Raw genomic sequence first — 475 nt, forward strand, 5'->3', positions numbered from 1 at the left:
GGACAATCTGCAAACGGCTCTGGACATCTTTGTCCGGCTGCGCACCTGTGCGGCAGGGGGACAGCCGGACACCCCTTGTAATGATAAGGAGATTGAAGTGGCTCTGGGCAGACATCTCCAGACCATGGGGAGCACGGCCAACCTGGGAGTCGCCCGGGACATCTTTACCCGGCTGCGCACCAGAGCAGCCGGAGGACAGGTGAACACTCCCTGTGGGGACAAAGATATCGAATTGGGTCTTGCATCTGTTTTTATTGGTACGGGAGAGTGGGAGCAGTTTGATAGGCTGCAACTTGAAAAACAGTTGTTTGCAGGGTTCGAAACCTGTTTATGTTTTAGCATCCGTTACTTCCGGGAATTAGTGGAAGTTGAGGATATATTACCCGCACATGTGACTTTGCTGGGGAAAGCATTGTATTGGGCTGCTCTTGCAGTAGAGGACAGCGGAGGTACAAATGCATCCTGTCTCAGTCAG

Annotated in this window: 1 protein-coding gene; it reads left to right on the forward strand. The window is 52.6% G+C overall.

The window, feature by feature from the left end; genetic code table 11:
* The coding region (locus tag E1189_RS23240; protein WP_196221084.1) for a hypothetical protein at window positions 1-475 on the forward strand (475 nt) is incomplete at both ends.

The sequence above is a fragment of the Parendozoicomonas verongulae genome (genome assembly GCF_009711465.1).
GTDB lineage: Bacteria > Pseudomonadota > Gammaproteobacteria > Pseudomonadales > Endozoicomonadaceae > Sansalvadorimonas > Sansalvadorimonas verongulae.